The organism is Leptospira yasudae (genome assembly GCF_003545925.1).
In the GTDB taxonomy this organism is placed as follows: domain Bacteria; phylum Spirochaetota; class Leptospiria; order Leptospirales; family Leptospiraceae; genus Leptospira; species Leptospira yasudae.
Genome location: NZ_QHCU01000006.1, coordinates 196,570 through 222,500 on the forward strand (window position 1 = coordinate 196,570; position 25,931 = coordinate 222,500).

Sequence of the window (25,931 nt, forward strand, 5' to 3'; positions counted from 1 at the left end):
ATGGACGCACAATTTACCACTTGCAATCCCGCTTTTGCATTAAATCCTGTGCGAAAGCGGAGATCTCATGTTTCAGTTTTCTTTTTCATTCTTAACCGTCCTGGAAGAAGCGCGGGACGTTCTGATCAGACCGGTTTCATTTTTCAAAGAACTTTCCAAAGCCCCGGAAGAATCTCTGATTCCGTTGTATCTGCGCTCGCTGATCTTTATGGGCTTCTTATACGGGATCGCCGTACTCAGCATGACCGTCTTGACTCCGGACGGTTTTTCCAATCCTCCCCTCTCCTTCTTATTTTTGGAAATGCCGCTCGCCTACTTTCTCGCGAGTTTTATCGTATTTCCTACTTTAGGTTTTCTTTATATGTTTTTCTCCTGGATTTGCGGCGGAGATAAAAACTGGAAGTCGAACTTCCGAGCCAGCACCGCGGTCCTCGGAATTTTTTGGGTCGCTTTGCTTTTGCAGAGTTTCGGAGGACTCATCCATCCGTATCTCGGAATCGGACTTGGAATCGCGTTTACCGCCTACGTCCCGATTCTATTTTACCTCGCTTTGACTTCGTATCTCAAAGCTCCCGTACAGCGAACCGCGATCGTGCTTACGATTTTTGCGGCGATTCTTCTCTATTTGCAATACTCTAAAGTTTCCTCGTACATCAACGATTACAAGATGATCGAGAGTATGAATTCTCACAAACCCCTCACAAGAGAAGAGGAAGAACATGGAGAACAAGAAGCCGCGGAGATCATCCGTAAGGCGATGGAAAAAGCGAAAGCGGAAGGACACGAAACTCAGGAATAGTTATGGCAAGAATTCAATTAGAACTCCCGAATAAATTCGTCTGGTCCGTCGACCTCGACGTTCGAATCTACGACATCAATTTCGCGGATCATCTCGCGCACGATCGCGTGATTTCACTTCTTCACGAAGCGAGAGCGCGTTTCTTTTTGGAACACAACTACAACGAACTCAACGTGGACGGCCTCGGAATCATCATGACCGATATCGCCGTCGTCTACAAAGCGGAAGCGTTCTTTCGGGATAAGATCCGAGTGGAAATCACAGCGGGAGATTTCAGTCAACGCGGCTGCGATATCTATTATCGAATGACGCACGCGGACGGACCGGCCAACGGCAAAATCATCTGCGAAGCGAAAACCGGAGTGGTCTTTATGGATTATTCAACGCGCAAGTTGGGAAATCTTCCGGAAGGTTTCCGAAAGATTTTTCCGTAACGGATCGATCAGATTCGGATTCCGAAAGAAAACTGAAGACTCGGTTCCGTAAAACGATACGAAACGTTCGAATTGGAAAGAAGCGTATTCCGGATTTGAGCCGCGAGAGCGATCATGATGGAATCGCTGTTCCATTGAACCCCCGTTCCAAGCAATAAGGTGCCTTGAAAAAACGGATCGGAGTATATTCCGCTTCGATAACTTCGTCCGAATCCGAACGCAAACTGCGCGAACCAGGAAAATCTCTCCCCGTCGATCAGATAATATTTCACACCCGGCAGAAACGAAACCGTTTCCACCCGAAAAGAGTTCGCGGTTCTAAAAGGAGTGTATCCTTCGCCAAGCGAGGACAACGCGAGCAGAGTCGTGGAAGATTCATTTTTTTGAATATTGTCCGGGCCGGGTAAAACCAACGCGGCAATTCTCGGATTCAAGAATGCGTTCGACGAACTGCGAAAATCGAAACGGGAATTTTCCAATCCCAGAGTAATTCCGTATCTGCCTTCGAATCTGGTTTCCGCCTGAAGAAACACCGACTGAACACGGATCGAAAAATCTCCGACTCGATCCGGTTCTCCGATGCGGGTTTCCCAGAAAGAAACCCCCGAAGAATAAGTCACTTTACCGGACCCGGAAGAATTCGGTTTTTTTGAACCTTGGTTTTTCGGAACGTTCGGCGCGGAAGGTTCGGATTCCGACTTCACTTCCGCCATAACGATCCGTTTCACCGATTTAGTTTCAATTTTTCTAATATTCCCCGATTCGTCTTCGACGAGAATCTCTTCGCCTCCCATCGTGACCTTTACGTTTCGGAGCGCTCCTCCGTCCTTGAGAAGAACGGTGTCCGCGGACAGAAACGAAGGAACGCAGAGAAAAAAGAAAAATAGAAAACCGACTCGACGATAAATCCTCAAACGAAATTCAAACCTTCCAAGAAGTGAACATCTTGCCGATCATAAAGATCGTCAGCTTCGTTCCGTTGACGAGTAATGAAATCGGATTCTTGGAAAAGTTAAACCGCATCGCGGCGAGAATCGCTTCGTACGAGGTTTTGTTAAACGGATACCACCAAATATTTCTCTTGGAAGGAATGATGTCCCAGTTCACGAGTTTAGGCTGAGTCATCTCGTCGAAACCGAGACCGGAATGGGTTCTTCCCAAGCCCGATTCTTTCCAACCGCCCCAAGGAGTTTCGGATTGACCGTGCGTATAAAGATGATCGTTGATCGTCGTCGCACCCGATTCGAGTTTCTTCGCGATCTTTTTGCCCAGACTTAAGTTCTTAGTCCACACGGAAGAAGTCAACGCCATCGAAGAATCGTTTGCAAGAGCGATCGCTTCTTCGATCGTTTTGAACTTCATCACCGGAATGATCGGACCGAAGTTCTCTTCTTTCATCAATTCCATCTGATGATTCACGTCCACCATCAAGGTGGCGGGATAAAAGAATCCCTTCGTGTTTCCGCTCGGCTGCGACTGCGCTACGATCTTAGCGCCTTGTTTCACCGCGCCGTCCACCTGACGTTTGACCGTGTTGAGCTGTTCTTCCGTGGTCATCGAACCCATGTCCACCTCGAAGTCTTGGTCGGCCCCGTGACGGATCGCTCTGGTTTTGGCCGCGAGCAAGTTTACGAATTTATCATATACTTTATCCTGCACATACACGCGTTCCACGCCGCCGCAGGATTGACCCGCGTTTTGATAACCGGCCCATGCCGCTCCGTTCGCAGCGCGTTCAAGATCTGCATCTTCCAGAACGATCATCGGATCCTTGCCGCCCAACTCCAAAGACAAGGGAGTTAAGGTGGAAGCCGCGGCCGCCATCAAAGTTTTTCCGGTCGCAACCGAACCGGTAAAGAAAATCTTATCGATCTTGTTTTCAAAGAAGGATTTGGAAACCGCTCCGCCCGAACCAACGATATGATAGAAAAGACCTTCGGGTAATTCTCCGGCGGCGACGATCTTATCGATCGCTTGCCCCACGAGAATCGTAGCCTGTGCGACCTTCAAAAGAATCGCGTTCCCCGCCATAAGTCCCATCGCGATTTCGCCGAAAGGAATCGAAAGAGGATAATTCCACGGACTGATGATTCCGACGACGCCGAGAGGAACGCGATGCAGTTCGTTCTTCTTATTAAAAAATAAGAATGTAGACATCGGAAGTTTTTTCGGCTGAAGATGATGTCTTGCATTCTTCGCATACCAATCCGCCGCAAGAGCGGCAGGAAGAACTTCCGTAGCAAGCGCGTCCATTCTGGATTTGCCGTTGTCCTTGCTTACGATGTCCGCCAGTTCTTCCGCGTGTTCCACGATATAATCTCTCATTTTGAGAATGTGCTTTTTGCGGGTGGCGAATTTTGTCTGCGCCCACTTTCTTTGGGCCTCGCGGGCTTTATTGAAAATCTCGGGCATTTTTGCCAGATCCGTGTTCGGAACTTTTCCGATTTCTTCCAACGTAGCCGGGTTTTGCGAGACTTGGAACCCGCTTCCCGTATAATTTCCGTTTGTTTTCGATTTTGTTTCTGCGATTGCACTCGTTGCCATTTCAAATTCTCCTATTTTCTCTTCCTATATCGATTCTATGAACCATAACGATTGTTCGGTCCGTCTATAGTACAGAGAGAATGGATTTTATAACAAGCGTTTTTACAACCGGTCTCGGAGGCTTCCCGGGAATCTCCTATACATGAAAAGCCCCCGTAAAAAACTGGCTTATCAGCTATACTTGAGGGTTTTTCTATGAAACGCACCGAACTGGAAAGAAGAGAAAGAGACCTCCGCAAGGCAGAAAAAAAGACACAGCTTCAAGAAAAGAGGCTCGCCTCCGGAAAAGGAACTAGCGTAGGAGAGTACATCGACGAGTTGTCCGCTCTCTTTCGTTATGACGCGACCGAAATCTTCAACACGGGAGACGACATCTCGATCTTGGAATTACTGGAAGACATTCAAGCAAATCTCCCTGCAAAACAGTGGGAAAACGTGCTTCGTAAAGCGATCAAAAAGACCGGAGTTCAGGAAAAAGAAAAAGCATACAACGAACTCAAGGAATTGATGAACGACGAAGAAGAATCGGAAACGGCGGAAGAAGTCGGGGTATAACCCGGCTTTTTCTTTTCCTCCGTCGTACATGCACGACATCCGATTGCACTGAACCTGCAAAGTCCTCGCGACAACTCAACTAGTACATACCCTTCTTTCCGATCCTTTAGATCCCAAAGGAACTCCTTCTCCGTTATTCAACGTACTTGATCGATGGAGAAGTCGCCCGCAAATCATTCCGACCTTCCGCAAAACGGCGACAAATCGAATCTTAAATGCGACCACTTGCTCACATTCAAAAAATCGTCGAGCTTCGCACGCAGATCCGATCCAACAGAATCATAAATTTTGCTTGATCTCTCTATCTACCAGATAGTATCTGAAAGATACATTTTTCATTCTATAGATTGCGTGACTTATTTTTGCCGTCTCGGTTTTCCATGAAATTTCCGGAAAAACTCAATTCTCAATTGTTAAATCAGAAATCGCAAAACTTATCTAATAATAAGGTTCAAAATCCCGAATAATGGCCCGTATCAATAAAACGCGTTATGCGCTCTTGGGTATCGTCGCACAAAGCCCCAAAAACGCTTATGAAGTCAAAAAAACGATCGAACAAACCATCGGATTTTTCTGGCAGGAAAGTTTCGGACAAATTTATCCGATTCTCAAACAGCTCGAAAAAGAAGGATGTCTTAAGTCGTCCAAAGAGAAAAAACGAACCGGTCCGGAATCGACGATCTATAAGATAACCCCCAAGGGAAAAAAAGAACTTAAGGAGTGGTTGGAAAAACCGGTCGAAAATTTTCCGTATCGCAACGAACTTCTTTTAAAGCTTTTTTTCGGCAATCATGTCGAAAAGGAAATACTTATAGGACATCTGCAACATACGAAAGAAGAAGTGCAACGCCTCACCGAAATATATGCGAACATCCGAAACTTTTTGGATCAGCATGAAAATCCGAAGGTAAACAAGATGTTGAGCCTGATCACTCTCGACTTCGGCATCGCGACCGCTAAAAGTTTTATGGAATGGGCGGAAGAGTCGAAAAACAAAATAAAAAATTCCGATTTTTAAACCGAAATCGTTTTTCTACTTTTCACTTCGTCTAAATTGGCTTAGGCTACAACCGATCCGGAGAAGGTTGCACTCTGCCTGCCCGGAGCGAAACGCCAATGAATCTACCGCCTCTGCACGAAACAATGGATCTCTCCTGGTCCCCGTTTGCGTTCTATTCCGGTTTTTCGTTCCTAGTCTTCTCGTTTAATCTATACATCACATACAAAAATCTTAAAGTACAGGGAAGCAAAGAATTCCTTTTCGTTATATGCGGTTTCGCCCTATATTCCTTAGGCAGTTTTTTCGAGATTCTTTCTCGAAACGAAAAGTGGATCTTATTCTGGGACGACTTTCAGTTTATCGGCAACGATATCATCGTGATCGGAATTTCCTTCTTTATCCCGAGAATCACTTCTCTAAACTTCCTCTTTCGTTTCCCTTTGAGTGTATTCCTAGTTCTATTTCCGATTTCCAACGAACTGCTTTTGTGGTCCGGTTATCGGCCAGAACTGATCCGGACGAACGTTCGGTTTCTTACCGATACTTCTTGGAAAGCTCTCACATACGATTACGGCCCTTGGATGAAGTTGTTCATCGTTTATTATCTCGGATCGCAAACCGCAGTCATAGGGATTCTTATCTGGAAGTTCTTTACGCTGACCGGATTCCGCAAAGCACAGATGTTTCTCCTTTTAGTGGGAATCCTTTTTCCGTTTCTCGGAGGATTGATGACCGTCGCCGGTTTATTCCCGTTCATCAATCCTCATTTGGACGTTTTTCCGATCACCGGATGCGTGACTTCCCTCGTATGGGCTTACGGTCTTTTTTACTTCAAAATGATGGATCTGATTCCAGTCGCCAGGGACAAGGTTTTCAATCTGATCCAAGACGGAATTCTTATATTAGATAAAACAAATATTATTCTCGATTACAACGAAGCGGCGATCAATCTCTTCCTAGGACAATTGAACACCGCAGGAATCACTTTGAAGGAAGTGTATCCCGATTTGAACTATCTTATCGAGAAATACAAACGAAACGAAATCGACTCGATCCCCGATCTGAGGCTGTTCATCAAAGGAGAACTTCGGTATTACGAAGTTATTCTCAGAAATTTTTCCAATCAGTCGGAACGGAGCGATTTCTGGATTCTTTCCCTGAGAAATATCACGGAACGCAAGTTAGGCGAGGAACGAGCCATCGAGGAAAAGAACTTCCTGAATATGATTTTGGATTCGACACGGGTTCTATTCGTCGCCCTCGACCGCGAAGGAAGAATTCTTCGATTCAACAAGGCCTGCGAAAACGCGTTCGGTTACCGTTCGGACGAGGTCAAAGGCCACGCGTTCTGGGACATCTTCGTGGAACCGCACAAGAAAGAATCGATCAAGAAAGTGTATCTTAGAATGATCCGAGGAAAGTTTCTTCCGAAAACCCAGGAACAATGGATCGGTAAATTCAAAGAACGGAAGGTGATCCAATGGGAAAACCGGGAGATCAAGGATAAAAACGGGAGAACGAATTACATCATCACGGCGGGCGCGGATTTGACGGACGTTTACAATGCGGAAAACGAAATCGCGAATCTCAAAACCGCCAACGAGGAAATCACCAAAAAGAATCAGATGATCGAGGATCAAAAAAAGGAACTCGAACAGATCATCGACACTCTCACCAAGACGCAGGCGCAACTCGTTCAAACCGCAAAGCTCGCGGACTTAGGACAACTCGTTTCGGGAATCGCACACGAAATCAACAACCCGTTAGGCGCCATTCTCGCTTCCAACCAAAACATTCAACACTACACCAAATCCTTTCGGGAAAAATCGAAGGACTATTTCCGCCTTTTGAAAAAATTACCCGAACGGATACGCGATCAGATTTCCTCGTTAATCGACGTCGCGGGAACTCACTCCGACCTTGTCTTGGGTTTGGAAAGAAGGAAAAGGATAAAAGAAGTCCGGGCGAATCTGGAAGAACTCGGCATCTCGTCGCCTTCCAACGAACTCTGCGAGGTCGCGCTCGAATGCGGTCTTTACGGAAGAGAAGAGGAATATATCGAACTTCTCAAACACAAGGAAGCGATTCCGATTTTGGAATTGATCACGGATCTTTTGGGACCGGAAAGAAATTCTCAGACGATCCAAACCGCAGTCGAACGGTCCTCCAAAATTCTGTACGCTTTGAAAAGCTTGGCGCATTTTGAAAGCAAAAGCGTATTAGAAGAATCGAATTTACGGGAGAATGTGGAAATCGTTCTCGCTCTTTATCAAAACCTGTTCCGCCACGGAGTGGATCTTTCCGTGAACTTCGAGGAACTTCCGAAAATTCCGATTTACCGGGACGACCTGCTCCATCTCTGGACGAACCTCATCATGAACGCCGTGCAAGCGATGAATTATTCCGGTAAGCTCAATATCAGCGGGAACAAAGAGAACGGTTTTGCGGTGGTTCAAGTGGAAGACTCGGGACCGGGGATTCCGGATTCTTTGCGAGAGAAAATCTTCGATCCGTTCTTTACGACCAAACCTCCGGGAGAAGGAAGCGGACTCGGCTTGGATATTTGCCTGAAAATCGTCGAAAAACATAAGGGAACGATTTCCTACGAATCCGAGCCGGGAAAAACGGTATTTACGGTAAAACTACCGTTAATACATCATAAAAACTGAATATTCCAGTTTTACAAAATTCCTTTGCGCGGCAATAATCGGATCTCGTCCGGATAGACCGCATCGGGAAGAGTCGCCAAAGTAGCGAGCCATTTCCCGAAATCGTCCACGGGGATCATGTCGTCCTGTTCGAATCCCTCTCTTCCCTTCCAGATATCCGTATAAACCGCTCCGGGATAAACCGTAATGACCCGAATTCCCTGTGATTTTAATTCTTCCCGCAGAGCCTTTGCAAAACCCGCGATCGCATGACGGCTCGCACAATACGCAGTCGAGTTCGGAAAACCCTGATAGCCCGCGGTGGAAGAAAGATAACACAAAAAGGAACCGGCCCGCAACAGCGGTAGAATCTCTTTGGTGAGCAAAAAGAGAGAATTCAGATTGAGAACGAAATGTGCATTCCATTCTTCTAATGCGATTTGATCCACGGATTTAAAAAGTCCGCTTCCGAAGGTGAAATAGACGCCGGACAAGGAATTCACCTGGGACTTCAGAGCGCCCACGAACTCGAGAACCTCGGATTGCCTGGAAAGATTGCATTGAAAATTCTTTCCGTATTCGAACGGACTCCCGTTGCCTGCGTTTTTCCACACGGCGCCGGTTCGGGAAATCCCGATCGCGTCCCTCGAAAGTAAATTCAAGTTTTCTAATACGGATTTTCCGATTCCCGAGCCGGCCCCGGCTACAAGGATGGGCTTTGATTCTTTTTCGGAGGACAAAGAATTCTCCCCTTAAGAGAAAGTCGCGGGATAAACCGGAAATTCGGTGGAGAATACTTCCTGACGATCCAGTTCCGATGCGTCGGTAGGCAGATTTTTCGTTTCTCCCGGATAGGAAAGATTTTTCCAAGATACCATGTATTTGAGGATAAAGTCCGTCGCTTCCAGATTCCGATTCGCCTGAACCGTATCCTTACCCCAAACGGTAATCCCGTGTTTTTCTATGATGCAGAATGGGACTCTGGGTTTGTATTCCTTGAGATACTTTTCCAAACAATCGGAAATGTCTTGTACATTCGGAAAATTGTATATTACGGGAACGTAAACCTTGGGATTCTCCTCCCAGATTCCGTACGCCTTCAGGATTTCGATTGCGGGAAGTTCAAGCAGAGCTATAGGTTCGTTTTTGGAAGTGTTCGCGCGGATTAAATTCGATTCAAGGGTGTGAACATGCAGACCGCAGGCAACCCCGTCTAGCGCGCGATATACGGCGCGATGGATCGAGGTTTCTGCGCTCGGTTTTAATCCTTTGGTCGCCTTGGAATTTTTGGAATCCACCGGTTTTCCCGATTCCAAATCCACGTAGAGAAAATTGCGTTTGTTGAGAAGATTTTTGTCGAGTCCGCTACCGCTGACCCAAAACCCGGATTCTTCCGGAACACGAATGGAAAGATTCCCGGCGGTTCCGGGCATCCATCCGTTTTTGTGATAGACGGCTCCCAATTCCGAGAGCCGCTCCAATTGTTTTTTAACGGACATATCAGTCCAGAGTGTTCGTTTCTTCCACGTAGTTCGGAACCCAGCCGCTCATATCCTGAAAGTAACGAACCGCTTTGATTCTTTTTTTATCGTCGAGATAAAACCAGTGGTTCGTGTTTCTTGGAACGGAGATGAAGTCGTCCTTATAAACGTGAACGAGAAACTTCTCGCCCTTTAACGCGAAACCGAATACCCCCGATCCGTCCACGATGTATCGAACCTCTTCGTCCGTGTGATAATGAACTCGGTCGAATTTCGCGAGCATCTCGTTCAAACCGGAAACGTTCGGATGAAGCACGATCAAATCGCGGGATTGATAACCTTCTTTGGCCTTGAGAGTTTCAAAACGATCGTCCAGTTTTTTCAGAAGTTCTTCTTTTTCCGTATCGGCCAACACTTCCTTATCGGTAAGATTTGCCGCGTTAGCCGGAACCGCCCAATGATCGTAGTCGATTCCTCTCTCTTTGAGAAAGGATTTTACTTCGTTCTTTTCCTGAATCGGAGCTTGTCCGTTTTGTCTTACTATCGTTGCCATAGATACCTCCGCAGATTGTTATTTGTTGACCCTTTCTACGTAAGTGAGATCGCGCAGGTCTATCTTTATAACGTCGCCCTGCTTTACGAAAATCGGAACGTTGATTTCTCCGCCGGTTTCGACGGTGACTCTTTTTTGAGCCGTACCGGAAGTGTCCCCTTTGAGACCTTCTTCCGCATAGGTAACTTGCAAGATGGAGAAGTTCGGAGGAATGACTCCGATCGGTTTGCCTTCGTAGAACGTAACTTCCATCGCGGTTTCTTCCTTTAGGAACGGAAGAATATCTTCCACATATTCTTTAGACACCGGCATCTGTTCGAAGTCGTTGGAATCCATGAAGATGATGTCGTCGCCTTCCGTGTAGCAGATGGTCATGTTTCTTTTTTCCAACTCGACGCTTTCCAGTTTTTCCGCCGCCTTGAAGGTGCGTTCGATCGAGCTGTTTCTGGTGAGATTCTTGAGTTTGGTTCTGATAAACGCAGAACCCTTTCCCGGGTTTACGAATTCGGTTTTGACTACCGAATAAAGATCCCCTTCCACTTTGAGAACCATACCTTTTTTTACTTCTGTGATGCCAAGAGTCATGGAATTTCCTAAGAATAATTTACCTCCTTCTATTTCTTTTCAAACTGGCCCCCTGTCAAGAAAAAGAACCCACAACGCGACCCATAGGGAGCGTTGTGGCCAAAAGCCGCGGAGCGAAAAGCGATTGGCTCTTAGCGACGCTAAGAAACTCAAACTCATCAAGCGAAGCTAAGAAATAAGAACCGATTGGAAAACAATTAGAAACACACCAGAAATCACAAACCGACGCTAAGAAAACAAAGCGGAAAAATAAACCGGAAACCGCAACCCGAATCTAAGAAATGTCTCAAACCCAAATCCAACCCGGCCACTGGTTCGGCTGAGCTTTTAGAACGATCCGCAATCGATCGAACGGGGACCCATCCGGAAGCAAAATTTGAGTTTGGAAGCGTTCGACTGGATTGCTTCGAACGCGCCCGGACGGCCGTATCAATTTGTAATAATTCACGCGCGAATTGTAATAGACTTTTTGGATGCAAACGGCAAGCTCCCGGAGAATTCCATAGGAACGTAAAAGCAGACGTATGAAATTAAGATCCATAATTCTATCCGCGGTCATCCTTGCTGCGGCATTTACAGGAAATTGCAAACCGAAAGAAACAATCACCGTCACGGGTTCGGAAACGATGCACGTAATGTTGCAGATGATCGGATTGGAATATTCCCGCAAAAACTCCGGAGTCCAAGTCGTAGTTCACGGCGGAGGTTCGATCGAAGGAATCGAAAAGTTATTTCAAGGTAAAACGGATATCGCCGCGGCGAGCAGACCTCTGACCGAAACCGAACTGAAGGAATTCGATTCCAAAGGAAAGTTCGAATCCCTCGCGGTCGCCTACGACGGAATCGCAATCATCGTTCATCCATCCAATCCGGTTCGCAAGATCAGCCTGGAAAACGCTTCTAAAATATTCGCGGGAGAAATTACCGATTGGTCCAAGGTCGGTGGGAAACCGGGGAAGATCGACGTGGTAATTCGAAACGATAAATCGGGAACGGCCGCTTACTTTGAAACCCACGTCCTGAAACAAAAGGATTTGGGAATGAAGAACTTTGAAGCGAGAAAGAACGTCGGTTACGCAAAGACCGCCAAGGTGGTCGCGGACAACGACGCAATGGCCGCCGCAATCGACGGAAACCAAAACACGATCGGGTTTATGGGAATGGGAAGCGCCCTCTTCGAAAATAAGGGACGCGTTCGCGCGCTGGAATATTCCTTGAGTGGAAAGGAACCGTTCGTGGTTCCGAGCATCGAAAACGTATATAATCGAAAATACGAACTTTCCCGCGGATTGTATCTCTTTTATCTTTCCGATCACGGACAAAAGATCGACGACTTCATCACGTATGTTACGAGCGAAGACGGACAAAAGACGATCCTCAAAAGCGGGTATTTGAGAGGAACCCTTCCTACTGTGGAAGTGGAAGTCAAAAAATAGGATAAAAAACGAAAAAATCCCGGGATTTTTTTCGCAGAAAACGATTGATTTTCGGCATTCTCGGGATCTAATAAATCGATATGGGCCGTGCTATACTCGCAGTCGTCGCGTTACTGGTCGCAGGATGTTTTCTTGCGGATAGTTTTGCGGAAAGCCGATTGGAATCCTACAAACCGGTCGTTCGAGTCAAGGCCCAATCCAGAACCATTCAACAGGTTTCCAATCCCTTTACCAAAAATCTCTCTTCGGGAGACGACGATAAAGGGCTTGTCGATTTCTTAAGAATCGATTCTTTCTCCGGTAAATTCTTACCTACCCATTCCGTTCCAAAAATCGAAATCATATCCGGTAGAGGTTCTCTTTCCTTTCGTTACCTTTCTCTACCTCCTCCGACGGCTGTTTAAGGACACATTCAATTCTGTATCGAGGGAGTAAGTCTCCCCGTTCACGGATGGACGTTCTTTGGGCAAAAAGAATTTCATCCACGAATGTAAACAGAATCTCCACTTCGGATTCTTCTCATTCTTGTCCTGAATCTCCTAAAAAAGTGAGAATTTCCCAATCGGAGATGCAATAGAAAACGATTGCCGGAAGAGGTTTCGAAAGTCCTACTTCCGGTTTTTTTTAGAAAGAAGGGATTTCACTTCTTGGTTGACGCAAGGAGTTCTCATCGCAGGATTTCAGTAGAACCGTTTCTCGGGGTCAAACCTCTGTCTAATTCTTCATTCACAAATCTTTTATCTCCTTCCTTCGGCTCGGAAACAACTTCTCCTCAATGGCTGCATTGGAAGTGGCAGATTCAAAATCGCATCAAAACACAAAGCGAGTTGTCCGAACATCTCGAGTTGACGCAGACGGAAAAACTTTCCTTCGACGCTTGTTCCGAGTTCTTCGAATTTTCGGTTACTCCGTATTACTTACGTCTCGCGGATCCAAAAGATCCGAATTGTCCGATCCGTTTGCAGATCGTTCCGCACAAGGAAGAATTAATCCGAAACGGTTTTGAAAGACAGGACCCTCTCGCCGAAGAATCGCACATGCCCGTCAAAGGCGTTACGCACCGTTATCCCGATCGCGCTCTTTGGTACTTATCGCACGTATGCGCCGTGTATTGCAGATTCTGCACGCGCAAACGAAAGGTCAGTAAATCCTTTCACACTCCGGGCAAAGAAGAATGGGATCAGGCTCTTGCTTACTTTCGATCGCACCCGGAAATCAAGGAAGTGATTTTATCGGGAGGAGATCCTCTCAATCTTTCGGACGATAAATTGGATTATCTCTTGGGAGAATTAAAATCCATTTCGCATATCAATCAGGTACGGATTCATTCCCGATATCCTGTGACGCTTCCGATGCGCATCGACGCTTCGTTATGCGCTGTGTTGAAAAAGCACTTTCCGATTTATCTCGTAACGCATTTCAATCATCCGAAAGAAATCACGCCTTTGGTAAAGGAAAGAATCGCGCTTCTGATCCAGGAAGGAAACGTGATGGTCTTGAACCAAGGAGTTCTGCTCAAAGGGATCAACGATTCCGCCGAAACTCTGAAGGACTTGTTCTACGGATTGACCGCGATCGGGATCAAACCCTACTACCTCCATCAGTGCGACGAGGTTTGGGGAAGCGGCGGATTCCGGGTCGAGATCTCCAAGGGCGTCGAAATCATGAAGCAGATTCGGGGAAGAATTTCGGGGCTTTCCGTTCCTCTCTACGTGGTCGACTTGACCGGAGGCGGGGGCAAGGTTCCTCTTCCGACCGATTATCTCGCGGAAAAGACGGATCATTCGTACGTATTCCGGAACTATCAGGACGAACTCTATGAAATCAGTTATTAAGCGAAGTGCGTTTTTCACGGGAGAATCCCTCCGCCAAGCCGTTTCGGAAACCTGGATCGGCCTGTTTCTCGCGATCTTGTTCGTGATCTTCTTTGCGGTTACGTTGCAATGCAAAACTCAGGAAAGCAAGGGAACGGCTTCCTCGGCGGAAACTCCCCGTTACCTCCGGCTCAATTACGACGTGGTTTATGATACTTCCGAAGGGATCACCCTTTACGAATCGGGCAGGTTGTTTGCGAGAGGACTTTTTTACGACTTTTCGATCCATTCGTCGGCGCACAAATTCGATCGAATTCGCGCTTCCTCCTATACCGAAGACAATCAGATCGATTTCAAACATATCCTGACCGCCGACGAACTCGGTTCGCTTAAGAATAAGCAATATCAATATTTTTCCATGCCCAACGACTCAAGGGCCAGCGTTTTAACCGGAATTCATAACGGGAAATATTATATCCGCTGGGAATGGCAGAAAGAATCCTTCATTTTCGTCTTTGAAACTCTTTCCAAAAACGATTCGGGAGAATCCCCGGCCGCCCTTGGAAAAGAATTTCATGAAAATATCCGCAAAGGTCTCAGAATTTTTTAGTCTTCTTGACCGATTCGGTACAGGTCCGTATCCTATCCTTTGCAAGGATCTGGTATGTGGTTGAAGCTGGGAGATTCTGAAATCATCAACCTGGATTATATATCCACGATCAAAAAGAGCCCCTCTTCCAACGCCATCGAGATTATCTACAACGATCTCAACCATATCAAATCCTTACCGTTTCGAAATCCGGAAGAAAGAGACCGGGCATACGACGCGATTCTAGAGAATTTATCACGAATGAAATTATTTTTTGAATAGAGAGGGAAGATGGAGTCGATCAAACAAAATCTGCAAACCGTATTTTCCCTAAAACCGTTTGAGGTCCTTTTTTACGGATCCAGACAAAGGGGAGATTTCAGAGATTCGTCCGACTATAATTTTTTTCTTTTGGCCGATCCGAGCGATCAACTCAAAAGCACGTTTTTGAGAGAGATCAACGCGATTCTAAGTCCATTGGAAGAGATCGCACCGGTGCATCTCGTCACGGCGGACACGGATTCATTTCTTGCAAGACTCAGAGTATTCGAACCTTCGGCGGTCCACATCTGTGAACTTGGCGAACCTTTCTACGGCAAAGAATCCTTCCCTTCCTTAATGGGAGAATGGACGAAACTCAAGAACCAGCCCATCGATTCGGTGGCCGCCGGTAAACATCTCAGAAAACGATATCGTTTTTATAAAAGTATTTCTCCCCGCAGCACGAAAGAAGAGATCATGAGAATGGAAAGACTCGTGGCTCTGTATCTTCAGAATTGGATGTTCCGCGAGATCGAAGATTTGAGTTGGATCGAAGTGGTTCACGCCGATATCCCGACGCGATTGATTTCGATGGTGCGCGAACTCTATCGCAAGGAAGCGAACGAAAACACTTTGGAAATCCTCGGACTCTATGAGGAAATTCTAAAGTTGAAGACGGAGATTCGAAATCATCAAAATCCTTTTTCCGCCGAAAAGTTCCAGACCCTCAAGGATACGATTCGTTTCGAAGAAAAGGAAATCAAGATTCTCAAACTGAATTACTAAAATCCGCGGAATCCGATGGGTTTTCTGAAAGCCCATTGCTTTCAAAAACATCCTTCATTGTTCGAGAGGATTTGTCGGAACGATTAAAAATCGTGCGTATAATCGCTTTTGACTTCCTGAAATTCAAGCGATCGTACGACTCGGAGTCAAACTCTTCTTATTTCGTCTAACGTTTCGAGAACAGATAATGGGAGACGATCCATTCTTCTCCATTCTTGTATTTCCAGAGTTCGGCACAGGCAAGAAAGAACACCTTCCAATAAACGAACCACTTTAAGGCCTGATTCTTCCCGTACGTTTTGGAAAAGATTTCCAAGATTTCATCGCGGTTCCGAACCATTCCCTTCAGCCACGCTTCGGAAGTGAGCGCGTAGTGTTTCCCGTTGACGACCCACTGATCCCGAATTTGAAAATCTTTTTGAAAGTATAAAAACAGATCGTGAGAAGGCATTTGACCGCCGGTAAAGAAATATTTGGACATCCAGTCCGTATCGTCCACGACTTCGAACGCATACGCATATTTGTGATGCGTAAAAATATGAACGAAGAAGTAACCCTTCGGCTTGAGAAAGGAAGCGAACTTCTCGAAGAGCTTTTCGTAGTTCTTCATGTGTTCCAGCATTTCCACCGAAACGAGACGATCGAACTTTTTCGAAATCCGAAACTCGTTCATATCGGCGGTAAGAATCGTTAGGTTTTTCAGACCGCGTTTCTTTGCCTGTTCGTCTATATATTTCTTCTGGCTTTTGGAATTGGAAACGCCGGTAATCGATGATTTCGGAAAGTTTTCCGCGAGATACAACGATAGAGAACCCCAACCGCAGCCGAGATCCAATACACTCATACCGTTTTCGATCTTGGCCCGTTGACAAGTGATCTCGAGCATTCTTCGCTCGGATTCATCAAAAGAAACGTTCGGATTTTCCCAATAACCCGAACTGTATTTCATGTGTTTTCCCATTACGAGCTTAAAAAAATCGGCCGGAACCTCGTAGTGTTGTTCGTTTGCCGCGGAAGTATGAACGGCGATCGGGGATTTTTTAAGCGTTTCCACGTAGGAAATCAATCGTTTCTGATCGGCTTCCAGAGAACCCTGATCTTCCTGCTCGAGTCTTTGTTTCAGAAGTCGGCGAATTTGAAAACGGATCAGCCAATCGGGAAAAACATCCTTTTCCATCAGATCATACATCCACTTCATTGCGAGGCTCCATTCCTATTTAAAAGATTCAATTTTTCTAATTCTACTTTACTCATCCGTCCGTTCCAATCCGATCCATCGAAATACGAATCGGACTAAAAAAGACCGAACGCGAGACGATCATTTCGACTCGATCAAGCCTTCGGGAACCAGGGGAAGAATGCGTTCGTCTTCCGCATGTATTCCCGATAAAGATCGCCTTTGGATTTCAACTGACCGACCTCGTTCAACGGAACGCCCGTGACTTTGGTCAAAAGAATCAACATAACGATCGGAGAAATCAAACCGATCCACCCGAACGGAGAACCGAGCGCAAACAAACCGAAAGCGACCCAGATCAACCACTCAAAGAAATAATTCGGATGACGGGAATACTTCCAGAGTCCGACGTCGCAGACTTTTCCTTGGTTGCTCGGATTCTTTTTAAATTCGTTCAACTGAAAATCCGCCCACGATTCTCCGATCACCGCCAAAACGAAAAGCGCAAGCCCCGCGAGTTCAAAATCGCTTGGATTCGGATTATCGTTTAAGTTCGGGAACACGAACGGAATACTCAACAACACCGCGAGAATTCCCTGAAACTGAAAGATATTGGTAAAGAACTTGCGATCGACTTGGTCGCCGTAATCCGCGCGAAAGGCGGTGTAACGAGCGTCTTCGTGACCTTTGAAAACGCGCGTGACCAGGATAAAAAGAGAAAGTCTCCAACCCCAAAACGCGACGATCGAAGTGATCTGCGCGGTGCGGAGCGGAAATCCGTCGCCTAACCAATAATAAACGATCGCGGCGGTCGAAATACAAAGTCCCCAGCCCACGTCGACGATCGCATAATTCTTCGCCTTTTTACCGATCCACCAAAGAAGCGACATCAAAACGGCGACCACGCCCCATGCGCTTAACATCAAAGTAAGAATTTGTAATATCATTTTAATGCAGCATCCTTTCGAAAACGTTATCGATCTTTTTTGGATTGAAACAATTTGCTCGCCTTCTTCATAAAAGGCAGAAGCAGAAAATATAGAACCAGCGAAATTCCCGGCACCCAGATCAACCAACCCAATACGGCAAAACCCGCGACGTCGAAGATTCCTTTTGCGATTGCGGAAACGTTATCCACGGAAATAGTTTCCGCCCAATCCAAATTGAGAGAGGTTCCCGTAGCGGCCGATCCCGTTTTTAAAAACGGAAAGATCAAAAGAATCTGCAGAGGATACACGAGATAATTGGCGAGCTGAATCGAAACAGGATTCAAACGAAGCAGAACGCCCGCAATCCCGCACAAAGTCATCGTCGTTCCGATCAGAGGAAAGACGCCGATTCCCGCACCTACGACGATACTCAAAGAAATCTTTTCGGGTGTGATTCCCGATTTCAGTTCCCTCTTGATGATGTCCATCACGTTCTTCGGGGAAAAGTGTTTGAGAAAATGGAAAATCGGTTTCCGTTTCGTTCCAGTATGATCCGCATTCATCGAGGTTGTTTCTTTTTCCACCGAGTTCCTCTGATCCGATCGATTAAGAGCGCAGACTCAAGTTGTTCGGTCTTGTATAAACGACTTGAACGACGCTGATATTTCTCATCGAAAAGGCGGCCGCGCAATAAGAAAAGTAATATCTCCATTTACGGATAAAGGATTCGTCAAAACCCATGTCGCGGATCAGAGCGATATTGGAATCGAACCCTTTCAACCAAGTCATCAGAGTATGATCGTATTTGATTCCGATATCCTCCAAAGAATGCAGATGAAAGTCGCTCGTTCGATTGATCGCTTGGTTGATTCTCGCGATCGAGGGCAAAAGAGAACCCGGAAAGATATGTTTCTGAATGAAATCCACTCCTTTGCGGAAGGATTCATAGCGCGAATCGGGAGACGTGATGATCTGATGCGCCATGATTCCGTCCTTCTTCAAAACGCGATTGCACATCGCGAAGAAGTCCTCGAAATATTCATGCCCCACTGCCTCCAACATCTCGACCGTTACAAGTTTATCGTACTGCCCTTCCACTTTGCGGTAATCCGCAAGACGAACCTCGATACGATCTGATAGATGTTCTTTGCGGATTTTTTCGTTCGCATAACGATATTGTTCTTCCGAAATCGTATAGGTCGTCACCTTGCAGCCGTACTGTTTCGCGGCATAGGTCGACAACCCGGCCCATCCCGTTCCGATTTCCAAAAGATGATCGGATTCTTGCAATCGAAGTTTCTTACAAAGGATTTCAAGCTTTGCAAGTTGCGCCTTTTCCAAAGATTCTTCCATCGTTTTAAAATAAGCGCAGGAATACGTCATCGTAGGATCGAGAAACTTATTATAAAAATCGTTTCCAAGATCGTAATGTTCCACGATATTCTTTTTACTTCCCGCGATCGAGTTTCTTCGAAAGAGATGCAGAAGTCTGCTTCCGAGATTGGTCCAACTCAAATGTGCGAAGCGATTCCTGCTTCCGCTCACGGAAGGAGAATCCTCCAAATTGTACAGAAACCAGGAAATGATCCCCCGTATATCGTCCGTGTCCCAATCCCCGTCCATATACGATTCGGAAAAACCGAGGTCCCCGTTTAACACGGTCTTTTTAAAAAAAACCGGATTGTGAATGTGAATGATCCCTTTGTGAAACTCGGTCGGATCGTCGCTTTCGGGATTGCCTAGATACGCTTTTTCCCCGTTCGGAAGGACCAATCGGATCGAACCCTTTCGCATTTTGGAAAGCGCTTTGAAAAACACGCCCCTATAAAATTTAAAAGAATTCGATTCGGAGGAAGGGATTTCGATTCCCGAATCTGGAAACTTGATTTCGGATTCAGTGGTTCTTTCCAATGTGAACTCCTTTTTGCAAATTTATATTTTCATCTTTTCGAATATAAGGAAGACCTTTCAGATATAACTTGAAGGCCTGCCAATGAATCAAAGCGATCACTTGAACCGTAACCAGCGGATAACGGAAGAATAGAAAGATCAGATTCCAATCGTTAAACTCCAGCTTTTTTCCGACGTATGTGGTCACCATCACGGTCTGTCCTTCTTCCAAGGCGTCGATTCGAATGTTCAACCCGTCGTTCGTCGGTTTCAGAACGAATTCGAATTCGGACTTTAATCCGACAAAGGGAGAAACATAAAAGAACTTTCCGGTTTTCATCCGAAAAGCGCCGTCCTTCCAAGTTTCCTTTCCGAGCAGGAACGGTTTTTGTTCTCCGAACGTATTTCCCACTTCCGCCACCGCACAAACGGGAGAATCCTCCGGTCCGTAAAAAAAATAAAACGACACCGGATTGAAGACGTATCCCGTTACTCTTAGATTCGTAACCAAAATCACTTTAGCAATCGGGTCCGTGATTCCATTCGATTGCAAATATTCTAATATATTTTCTTTGACGTTCCTCTTTCCGAAATCGAGATGATCCGCCTTTGAAAAACGGAATAAGGCCCGTTTTTCAAAACCGAAACAACGAAACTTCGAATTCAATTCCTCGAGTTCGTCCAGATCGAGTGCAAACGTAAAAATACCGTATTGGAAACGATTTCGCTTCGGGAAGCGTCGATCGTGCATCACCTTTGCCTGAAAGATGCAGGAATTCAATCCCAAACGCTCCGGTTCAAAAGGGTTTCGCTCAACATTCTCGCCGACCAAAGTCCGTCTTCGTGGAATCCGTTCCGAAAATAACTCCCGCAAAAGAAAACATTTCCTTCTCTGTTGAGTTCGGGAAGACGCGCCTGTGCCCGAAAAGAACCGACAGTGAAGAGAGGATGATGATATTCAATTTCTTGAATGACCTTTTTAGGATCGACGGTCCCCGGATCGTTGATGGATACGAAATAATCCTTTTTGTCGCTCACACCCTGCAGACAATTCATCCAATAAACGGTGAACGCTTTCATCCTTCCTTCCACGTTCTGCATCCGGTAATTCCAGGAAGACCAGGCGAGTTTCTTTTTCGGCATAAAACTTCGGTCCGTGTGCAGGGTCGCGATATTCTTCTGGTATTCAAATTCTTTGAGAAGTTCTTTTTGCAAAGAAGAAGGTTTTTTCAAAAGCTTTAACGAAGTGTCGGCATGCGTCGCGAGAATCGCCTTATCAAAAAGATTCGATTGCCCGTTATTCAGTGTTATGCGAACCTTCTTACCCTCGGGTTCAACCGAGCGAACCGCCGTTTTCGTATAAATCCGATCTAGAAACGGCGCGGTCAGACGTTTTACGTATTCCTTCGATCCGCCGTGAACCGTATACCATTGATGCTGCGTATTTAAACCCATAAACCCGTGATTCAGAAAAAAACGAACCAGCGCGTATGCGGGAAAGATTTCCATTCGATCGTCGGGCGTGGACCAGACCGCGGAACTCATCGGAACGAGATAATATTCCAGAAGATCCCGATGATACCCTTCCGCTTCAATGTATTCGTCCAAAGCGTAATGTAGATATTTTGAATCTTCTAAAATTCGAGGCGCTTCGTTGTTAAATCGGTTTATATTGTACAAAAGTCGCAAGAATCGCGGGTTCAAAAAGTTTCTTTTCTGCGCAAAAAGTCCGCCGATTCCTGAACCGCAAAACTCAAGTCCTTTTGCGACGTGTTGCACACTGAAAGACATCGAAGTCTTTTTCGTGGGAACCTGCAGCTCCTCGAAAAGACGTTTTAAATTCGGATAGGTCACGTGATTGAACACGATAAATCCGGTGTCGATCGGAATCGTTTTACCGTCCTCGTCGACGTCTACGGTATTAGTATGACCTCCGATATACGAATCCTTTTCATAGATTGTAAGCTCGAAATCCTTTTGTAAAAAATAAGCGCAGCCCATTCCCGATATTCCCGTTCCGACTATCGCAAGAGATTCTTTTTTCATTTTGGTATTATAGACAGCGCGGACCCGTTCGGATGTGAAAAAAAGTTTTTGACAGATGACAATTTGTTCGCTTGTAAGTCCGTAACAAACAAGTGTATGGGATTACAAAAATATGATTACACTTTTAAGAAGAAGTACGCGAGAAGAATGTAACGAACGATCCGTAGAGTGAACACTACACTCACGAACAAAAGCAATCTTTGTTTAAAAAAGCCGGAAAGGATCGTGATTGGATCGCCGATCACCGGTAAGAACGATAGGAATAGAATCGGCCATCCCATGCTTTGCATTCTTTCGAAAAGCGTATGAAATAGAGGAGAAGAATCGAGCCTTTTGTGAACAAACGTTTCCGATCCGTAACCGAGTCCGTAATTGAAAAGGCAGGCCCCACAATTTCCGAACGAAGCCCAAATCACCGCTTCGAGCGGGGGAAGTCCGGATACAATCGCGAGTGCGAGCGCCGCTTCGGAGCTGAACGGGAAGATAGTCGCGGCGGCGAAGGAAACAACTGCGAGACCCGGACCGCCATAGAGCGGAATGAGCTTAGAAAGACTTTCCCAAAGAGCAAGTTCCAATTCGATCCCCGACCTTCAATATTTGAAATCGGTTTCCAGAGTTTTCGAAATCGAAATTTCCGTCGTTGATTTTTTAACGATTTCCATCGAGGAGAAATCACAAGCCAGGCGCTTCTTCTGTTTGCCTGGAAACTTACTCTTTCCTCGCGGGTCTTACCCGTATTCAAGAGAACGTTGATAAAAATTGATTCTATCCGATTCCGCTTCGGAGGAAGACATTTTTTCGGAAGCAAGTTAAAAGGGATCGGATGGTTTCGAATCAATTCTTATTCAATGCCGCATAAAGTATCAAGTTCACTGCGATCAAGCGGATTTCAAGCCGGATATTTCAGAATTTTATCCTCTGATAGAATCCGTTTTTTGGGAATGGGAAAGGTTCGGAACTTCTTACAGCCCCAGCGGCACCGTTAAAGGAGAAACCGATCAATGAAAAAGGAATATTCCATTTTACTAATTTAACTTGCTTGTACAATGTTTACCGGCCCTTCCCTTTTCGCACAATGGAATTCTAAGCCCGACGCTCAATTTGCGCCTTGGTCACTGAAGGCCGGAGGATAGGAGAAACCGAATACAGGGAAAACAAAGGCGAAACGAACAACTACCAACTTATATCGTTCCTAAATTATCATCTGCAACGGATTCATCTCGAAAAACAAGCTTTTGATTGAAACTTTTTTTGAAACCCTTTCGGTCCTAGCGGCATCAATCAACAAAGTGAGTTCTGTATGAAAGAAAAATATTCAATTTTACTAATGTTTCTGGCTTGCGCCTTATACCCCGGCGCGACCGTTTTTGCCGAAGGGGAAACGGAATCGAATTCGCAGTATGCCCCTTGGAGTTTAAAAGCGGGCGGAGGCTTAGGCGAGGCAAACGAAGCGCGATACAATGAAAATAGAGGTCAAACGAACAACTATCGAGTTTCGGCGGAATACAATCCGCGATATTTCGGATTCGAATTCGGACTCACTCGTAAAATCTTTTCCCTAAACATTCCGGATCGTTGGGAGGATTCCTTTCCTATTCTGCTTCTTCAGGCGGGTTATAACATCAACAGCAATATGCGGGACATCTCCAATCAGATTTTTTTCAACGGCGCGCTCGAGGATAATCGGTTTCAGGAAAGAAATAATTTTTCCATGACCTTTTTGGACATCGGGCCGACGTTTCACATGAGACCGGGCAAGACGTTCGACCCGTATATCTCGATCGGAGCCGGAACCACCGGGTTCGACAGATTCGCTTCGTATCGGGGATTTGCCCGTTTGGGTTTTAAACTCAACTTCGACCGGTTTTTCGTTTTTACGGAAGCCGAGGGTTCCGCAATCAATCGTTATTACAGTCGCGAAATGAAAATCAATTACAACGATTATTCCGGTATGATTGGACTCGGCTTCCATTTCGGCGGCGGAGATGAAACAACCGAACCTCCCAAAAAAGAGGAATCGACCGCGGGTTCGACTTCGTTTTAAAAAGACCCTTCGGTTCAATCAAAAGAGATCGCGATCGCAAACGATCTCTTCTCACGGTCTTTTGAGATCGTTGCATCGGAAAAACACGATCTGCTTATTCCAATTGAGGGTCTGGGATCTCGATCGTACGAACGCAGCGCTGATACCGTTTCGGAATTCGATACGTTTTTACATACGGCTGGCAATACAGCCCCGGACCGGAAGAACGCTCCACGAGTCGGTATTCCATAGAACCGGAAAAGATTCTTCCGAATTCTTTTTCGGAGATTTCGATCTTAACGGTCGTGGAACGTTTGGATTCTTTTTCGATTCCTAAAATTCGAATCTTGTCCTTGTTCAAATTTACGGTAAGAATTTCGATCTTCTTCTCTTTGCAAAACAGATGCAGGTTCAAAACAAGATCCCCTCGATCCGCCGGAGGACAACTTGGATTCTCCCTTACATCTTCCGCAACGAGAGATCCATTCGGATAAAAAATGACAAAACAAAAAACGAACGATATAAGAAGGATCGATCGTCCTCGAAAAGAAAAAGATTTCATCACGCCGACCTCGCCGCAGGATTCAACGTATCCTATCATCAATCGAATGAAATCCAACTCTTTGCGGGTGGAATTTTAAAATTTTTGAATGCGATGGGAAGAGAGATCTTGAAGAAACGGTTCGAGGTTAGGAAAGATGAGCGAGTTGAGACTGCATCATCTTGTGAATCTTCTCCGCTTCTTGACCCGCGCGCGTCGCGAAGTCGAGTCCGTTCGACGCGAAGTGAATCCCTCTGGACGAATTGATCAAGGAAGAACGGCCGCAAACGGGCAATAAGTCTTCGAGTTTGGCTCCTTGCGCCCCGAAACCCGGAATCAAAAAAACTCGATCCGGGTTTTGTCTGCGAAGATTTCCGAGTTCGGTCGGATTGGTCGCGCCTACGACAAAGCCCAAGTTCAAAGGAGAAATCGAACTCGCTACATACGCGACTTCTTCATACAAAGTGCGTCCGGTTTCGGAGAATCGTTTTTTCTGAAACTGATTGGCGTCGGGATTGGAAGTCAAACACAACCAGAATACGAGATGATCTTGATATTCTAAAAAAGGACGAAGAGAATCAAGGCCCATATAAGGAGACAACGTTAGGCTGTCCACCTGCAGATCTCCGAAGTAATAACGCGCGTATTGTCTCGCGGTATTATCCAGATCTCCTCGTTTGATGTCGGCTACGATCGGGATATGCGGATAATTGCTTTTGAGATGTCCGATCACTTTCTCGAACTGACGGATGCCCGAAGAACCGAAGACTTCAAAGAACGCGATGTTCGGTTTATATGCGACCGCATACGGAGCCGTCGCGTCGATGATCTCCCTGCAAAAATGCACGAGAGGTTCGGGACTTCGTTTGATCGTTTCGGGAAGTTTACAGTAGTCGGGATCAAGTCCGACACAAAGAAGCGATCGGAGAGATTGGCTCCGGGTCAGGAATTTACTTTGGAAATTCATATTCCCTCCCCGGTAAGACGTTTATTTGCGAACGATATGTTTCTGCGCGAACTGAGGAAGCACGAATGCAGCCTTGTGCATTTCTGCAGAATAATACTTCAATCCTTGCGGAACTCTCTTAGGATCGGGAACCACCGTGTAAGGGTCCGGACCTTTGGAGCAATAGGTAAATCCGATGATCCCGGAAGGATATGTCGGAACCACCGTGTAATAGTAACCGCAGTGTTTGAAAATTTCAGGAATGAAGTTGAACAACTCGCGGATGATCGGTCCGTGATAGTAAAAACTTTCCCCTTGCGTCGTACAAATCCCGCCTTCTTTCAAACAGTTGGCCATCGTTTCGTAGAAAGGTCTTTTAAAAAGAACTTCCGCCGGGCCTACGGGATCCGATGAATCGACCATAATGCAATCGAAGTAATTCTGATAGTCCTTCACGTATTTCGCGCCGTCTTCGTAAGCGTGTTTTACGCGAGGATCCTTCATCGCGTTCGCGATTTCGGGAAAATACTCGTAACATACGTCGATGACGCCTTTGTCGATCTCGCAAAGGTGAACTTCCTTTACGGAAGGATGTTTGAGGACTTCACGAACCGTTCCCCCGTCTCCTCCTCCGATCACCAGAACCTTTTCCGGGTTCGGGTGGCTCATCATAGGAACGTGAACGATCATCTCGTGATAAGCGAACTCGTCGGCTTCGGTCATCATGACCACTCCGTCGAGAGTGAACATTCTTCCGAAACCTACCGATTCAAATACGTCGATCTTTTGGAAAGGAGTGGTTCTGGAATGCAGAAACTCCTTTACCTTAATCTTTAATGCGCGTCCGTTTTTAAGCTCTAATGCTTCGTCTAACCAAAGTTCCATCAATTTTCC

Annotated in this window: 28 protein-coding genes; 12 read left to right on the forward strand and 16 right to left on the reverse strand. The window is 46.0% G+C overall.

What is annotated here, in order from left to right:
* Positions 1-67 precede the first annotated feature (67 nt).
* Together DLM76_RS17355 and DLM76_RS17360 are read left to right on the forward strand one after the other, a co-directional pair.
* The gene (locus DLM76_RS17355) at positions 68-799 is read left to right on the forward strand and encodes a Yip1 family protein (protein WP_118957057.1); all 732 of its coding nucleotides are present in this window, start codon (positions 68-70) and stop codon (positions 797-799) included.
* A 2-nt stretch (positions 800-801) separates the two neighbouring features.
* Positions 802-1,233 carry an acyl-CoA thioesterase gene (locus tag DLM76_RS17360; protein WP_118965984.1) on the forward strand — a complete coding sequence of 144 codons (432 nt, stop codon included), beginning with the start codon at positions 802-804 and terminating at the stop codon, positions 1,231-1,233.
* 8 nt (positions 1,234-1,241) lie between these two features.
* Here DLM76_RS17360 and DLM76_RS17365 read toward each other — a convergent pair whose 3' ends face one another.
* Entirely contained in the window at positions 1,242-2,147 is a 906-nt protein-coding gene (locus DLM76_RS17365; protein ID WP_118965985.1) for an LA_0442/LA_0875 N-terminal domain-containing protein, read from the reverse strand.
* Positions 2,148-2,154: 7 nt separating this feature from the next.
* Positions 2,155-3,777: an aldehyde dehydrogenase family protein gene (locus DLM76_RS17370; protein WP_118965986.1), complete on the reverse strand. Its 1,623-nt coding sequence runs from the start codon at positions 3,775-3,777 to the stop codon at positions 2,155-2,157.
* A gap of 195 nt (positions 3,778-3,972) precedes the next feature.
* Here DLM76_RS17370 and DLM76_RS17375 point away from each other — a divergent pair, with 195 nt between their 5' ends.
* The 3 genes from DLM76_RS17375 (at position 3,973) to DLM76_RS17385 (ending at position 8,001) form a co-directional block, all read left to right on the forward strand.
* Entirely contained in the window at positions 3,973-4,332 is a 360-nt protein-coding gene (locus DLM76_RS17375; protein WP_118965987.1) for an LB_289 family protein, read from the forward strand.
* A 466-nt stretch (positions 4,333-4,798) separates the two neighbouring features.
* Positions 4,799-5,350, forward strand: a complete 552-nt coding sequence (locus DLM76_RS17380) for a PadR family transcriptional regulator (protein ID WP_118957052.1) — start codon at positions 4,799-4,801, stop codon at positions 5,348-5,350.
* 98 nt (positions 5,351-5,448) lie between these two features.
* Positions 5,449-8,001, forward strand: a complete 2,553-nt coding sequence (locus tag DLM76_RS17385) for a histidine kinase N-terminal 7TM domain-containing protein (RefSeq protein WP_118957051.1) — start codon at positions 5,449-5,451, stop codon at positions 7,999-8,001.
* A gap of 11 nt (positions 8,002-8,012) precedes the next feature.
* Here the strand turns inward: DLM76_RS17385 and DLM76_RS17390 are convergent, their stop codons facing one another.
* The 4 genes from DLM76_RS17390 to efp are packed head-to-tail and all read right to left on the reverse strand — an operon-like array spanning position 8,013 to position 10,599.
* Positions 8,013-8,720 carry an SDR family oxidoreductase gene (locus DLM76_RS17390; RefSeq protein WP_118965988.1) on the reverse strand — a complete coding sequence of 236 codons (708 nt, stop codon included), beginning with the start codon at positions 8,718-8,720 and terminating at the stop codon, positions 8,013-8,015.
* 12 nt (positions 8,721-8,732) lie between these two features.
* Positions 8,733-9,479, reverse strand: a complete 747-nt coding sequence (mtnB, locus tag DLM76_RS17395; protein ID WP_118965989.1) for a methylthioribulose 1-phosphate dehydratase — start codon at positions 9,477-9,479, stop codon at positions 8,733-8,735.
* A 1-nt stretch (position 9,480) separates the two neighbouring features.
* Positions 9,481-10,014 (reverse strand): 1,2-dihydroxy-3-keto-5-methylthiopentene dioxygenase, encoded by a 534-nt coding sequence (locus DLM76_RS17400; RefSeq protein ID WP_118957048.1) that lies wholly within the window; start codon positions 10,012-10,014, stop codon positions 9,481-9,483.
* An 18-nt stretch (positions 10,015-10,032) separates the two neighbouring features.
* Positions 10,033-10,599: an elongation factor P gene (gene efp / locus DLM76_RS17405; protein WP_020772460.1), complete on the reverse strand. Its 567-nt coding sequence runs from the start codon at positions 10,597-10,599 to the stop codon at positions 10,033-10,035.
* 524 nt (positions 10,600-11,123) lie between these two features.
* On the opposite strand from efp, the gene DLM76_RS17415 reads away from it, so the two are divergent.
* The 6 genes from DLM76_RS17415 to DLM76_RS17440 all read left to right on the forward strand — a co-directional run bounded on the left by DLM76_RS17415 (position 11,124) and on the right by DLM76_RS17440 (position 15,485).
* A complete protein-coding gene (locus DLM76_RS17415) occupies positions 11,124-12,035 on the forward strand; it encodes a phosphate ABC transporter substrate-binding protein (protein WP_118965991.1) in 912 nt (303 codons plus the stop codon).
* A gap of 80 nt (positions 12,036-12,115) precedes the next feature.
* Positions 12,116-12,439 (forward strand): hypothetical protein, encoded by a 324-nt coding sequence (locus DLM76_RS17420; RefSeq protein WP_118965992.1) that lies wholly within the window; start codon positions 12,116-12,118, stop codon positions 12,437-12,439.
* Between the two features lie 306 nt (positions 12,440-12,745).
* Positions 12,746-13,870 (forward strand): KamA family radical SAM protein, encoded by a 1,125-nt coding sequence (locus tag DLM76_RS17425; protein ID WP_118966089.1) that lies wholly within the window; start codon positions 12,746-12,748, stop codon positions 13,868-13,870.
* Entirely contained in the window at positions 13,854-14,459 is a 606-nt protein-coding gene (locus DLM76_RS17430; protein ID WP_241548282.1) for a hypothetical protein, read from the forward strand. The genes DLM76_RS17425 and DLM76_RS17430 overlap by 17 nt, the downstream gene beginning before the upstream one ends.
* A 54-nt stretch (positions 14,460-14,513) precedes the next feature.
* Positions 14,514-14,720: a hypothetical protein gene (locus DLM76_RS17435; RefSeq protein ID WP_118957044.1), complete on the forward strand. Its 207-nt coding sequence runs from the start codon at positions 14,514-14,516 to the stop codon at positions 14,718-14,720.
* Positions 14,721-14,729: 9 nt separating this feature from the next.
* Positions 14,730-15,485: a hypothetical protein gene (locus tag DLM76_RS17440; RefSeq protein ID WP_118957043.1), complete on the forward strand. Its 756-nt coding sequence runs from the start codon at positions 14,730-14,732 to the stop codon at positions 15,483-15,485.
* A 166-nt stretch (positions 15,486-15,651) separates the two neighbouring features.
* Here the strand turns inward: DLM76_RS17440 and DLM76_RS17445 are convergent, their stop codons facing one another.
* From DLM76_RS17445 to DLM76_RS17475, 7 genes are all read right to left on the reverse strand, one after another.
* Positions 15,652-16,683: an SAM-dependent methyltransferase gene (locus DLM76_RS17445; RefSeq protein ID WP_118965993.1), complete on the reverse strand. Its 1,032-nt coding sequence runs from the start codon at positions 16,681-16,683 to the stop codon at positions 15,652-15,654.
* Between the two features lie 134 nt (positions 16,684-16,817).
* Entirely contained in the window at positions 16,818-17,609 is a 792-nt protein-coding gene (locus DLM76_RS17450; protein WP_118965994.1) for a DUF1295 domain-containing protein, read from the reverse strand.
* A 26-nt stretch (positions 17,610-17,635) separates the two neighbouring features.
* A complete protein-coding gene (locus tag DLM76_RS17455; protein ID WP_118957040.1) occupies positions 17,636-18,154 on the reverse strand; it encodes a DUF2062 domain-containing protein in 519 nt (172 codons plus the stop codon).
* Positions 18,155-18,197: 43 nt separating this feature from the next.
* Positions 18,198-19,502 (reverse strand): SAM-dependent methyltransferase, encoded by a 1,305-nt coding sequence (locus tag DLM76_RS17460; RefSeq protein WP_118965995.1) that lies wholly within the window; start codon positions 19,500-19,502, stop codon positions 18,198-18,200.
* Complete coding sequence (locus DLM76_RS17465; protein ID WP_118966091.1) at positions 19,486-20,262, reverse strand: DUF1365 domain-containing protein; 777 nt, start codon at positions 20,260-20,262, stop codon at positions 19,486-19,488. Before DLM76_RS17465 ends, DLM76_RS17460 begins: the two co-directional genes overlap by 17 nt.
* Positions 20,259-21,527 carry an NAD(P)/FAD-dependent oxidoreductase gene (locus tag DLM76_RS17470; protein WP_118965996.1) on the reverse strand — a complete coding sequence of 423 codons (1,269 nt, stop codon included), beginning with the start codon at positions 21,525-21,527 and terminating at the stop codon, positions 20,259-20,261. The genes DLM76_RS17465 and DLM76_RS17470 overlap by 4 nt, the downstream gene beginning before the upstream one ends.
* A gap of 116 nt (positions 21,528-21,643) precedes the next feature.
* Positions 21,644-22,102, reverse strand: a complete 459-nt coding sequence (locus DLM76_RS17475; protein WP_118965997.1) for a YqaA family protein — start codon at positions 22,100-22,102, stop codon at positions 21,644-21,646.
* Positions 22,103-22,827: 725 nt separating this feature from the next.
* Here DLM76_RS17475 and DLM76_RS17480 point away from each other — a divergent pair.
* Positions 22,828-23,571, forward strand: a complete 744-nt coding sequence (locus tag DLM76_RS17480; RefSeq protein ID WP_147455805.1) for a hypothetical protein — start codon at positions 22,828-22,830, stop codon at positions 23,569-23,571.
* Between the two features lie 94 nt (positions 23,572-23,665).
* Here DLM76_RS17480 and DLM76_RS17485 read toward each other — a convergent pair whose 3' ends face one another.
* The 3 genes from DLM76_RS17485 to speE form a co-directional block, all read right to left on the reverse strand.
* A complete protein-coding gene (locus DLM76_RS17485; protein WP_425528937.1) occupies positions 23,666-24,112 on the reverse strand; it encodes a hypothetical protein in 447 nt (148 codons plus the stop codon).
* 127 nt (positions 24,113-24,239) lie between these two features.
* Entirely contained in the window at positions 24,240-25,058 is an 819-nt protein-coding gene (gene pyrF, locus DLM76_RS17490) for an orotidine-5'-phosphate decarboxylase (protein WP_118957032.1), read from the reverse strand.
* Positions 25,059-25,079: 21 nt separating this feature from the next.
* Complete coding sequence (speE, locus tag DLM76_RS17495; RefSeq protein ID WP_100746198.1) at positions 25,080-25,922, reverse strand: polyamine aminopropyltransferase; 843 nt, start codon at positions 25,920-25,922, stop codon at positions 25,080-25,082.
* Positions 25,923-25,931: the final 9 nt, after the last annotated feature.